This window comes from Modestobacter sp. VKM Ac-2978, from assembly GCF_026968025.1.
GTDB lineage: Bacteria > Actinomycetota > Actinomycetes > Mycobacteriales > Geodermatophilaceae > Modestobacter.
In genome coordinates, this window is sequence record NZ_JAPVBP010000007.1 from 1 (window position 1) to 1,323 (window position 1,323).

General features: G+C 75.5%; 1 protein-coding gene and 1 rRNA gene. One reads left to right on the forward strand and one right to left on the reverse strand.

What is annotated here, in order from left to right:
- Window positions 1-71: ribosomal RNA gene (gene rrf / locus O2W53_RS23950) — 5S ribosomal RNA — on the forward strand; the annotation flags it as partial.
- 343 nt (window positions 72-414) lie between these two features.
- Here rrf and O2W53_RS16850 read toward each other — a convergent pair.
- A partial coding sequence (locus tag O2W53_RS16850; protein ID WP_269164212.1) for a hypothetical protein occupies window positions 415-1,323 on the reverse strand: 909 nt, incomplete at its 5' end.

Genomic DNA, 1,323 nt, shown 5'->3' on the forward strand with positions numbered 1-1,323 from the left:
CGGAAGCTAAGCCTTTCAGCGCCGATGGTACTGCCCGGGGGACCGGGTGGGAGAGTAGGACGCCGCCGGACATAACTTCACGAAACGGGGGTCGGAGCATTGCGCTCCGGCCCCCGTTTTGTGCGTTTGTCCGCTTTCGTCGACCGACCGGACGCAGCCGCTTCAGCGGTGCGTCGGGTGGATGCGATGCCGTACAGGTGCCCCCACCGGGCGTGCGCCGTTCACCAGTGAGGTACGTAGAACACCATGACTTCTCCGCGACGGGGGCCCTCTGGCTCCGACCGTGGCCGCAGCGCCGGCGGCGCCGGTCGACCGCAGCGCCCCGCGGGGCACCGCGGCTCCCGGCCCACCGAGGGCAATCGTGGAGCCCGGCCCGCAGACGGCAGCCGTGGAGCTGCCGGTGGCGGACGGTCGTCACGTGACGATCGCCCGAGCGCATCGGGTGGTCCCGGAGGGGAGTGGCGCGACCGTCGTCCGGCCGGCGAGCGGTCGTCGGGTGGTCGCTCGGGTGGCGGGCGCCCGCAGGGCCAGGGTCGTCCGCAGGGTCAGGGTCGTCCGCAGGGAGATCGCCCCGCGTGGCAGGACCGCCGGCCTGGTGGGGACCGGCCCCAGGGGACGGGTCGTCCGCAGGGTCAGGGCCGTCCGCAGGGTGATCGCCCCGCGTGGCAGGACCGTGGTCCCAGTGGTGACCGCCCGCAGGGTCAAGGGCGCCCGCAGGGTGGTGGCCGTCCGCAGGGTGACCGTCCGGCGTGGCAGGACCGTCGTCCCAGTGGTGACCGTCCGCAGGGTGGTGGGCGTCCGCAGGGTGACCGCCCGGCGTGGCAGGACCGCCGCCCCAGTGGTGACCGGCCTCAGGGTGCCGGTCGTCCGCAGGGTGATCGCGCCGCGTGGCAGGACCGCCGCCCCAGTGGCGATCGTCCGCAGGGTGGTGGGCGTCCGCAGGGTGACCGTCCCGCCTGGCAGGACCGTCGCCCGGCCGGAGACCGGCCTCAGGGTGCCGGTCGTCCGCAAGGTGATCGCCCCGCTTGGCAGGACCGTCGTCCCAGTGGTGACCGCCCGCAGGGTCAAGGGCGCCCGCAGGGTGGTGGCCGTCCGCAGGGAGACCGCCCGGCGTGGCAGGACCGCCGCCCCAGTGGCGATCGCCCGCAGGGTGGTGGCCGTCCGCAGGGAGACCGCCCGGCGTGGCAGGACCGCCGCCCCAGTGGCGATCGCCCGCAGGGTGGTGGCCGTCCGCAGGGAGACCGGCCCGCGTGGCAGGACCGTCGCCCGGCCGGAGACCGGCCTCAGGGTGCCGGTCGTCCGCAGGGTGATCGCCCCGCGTGG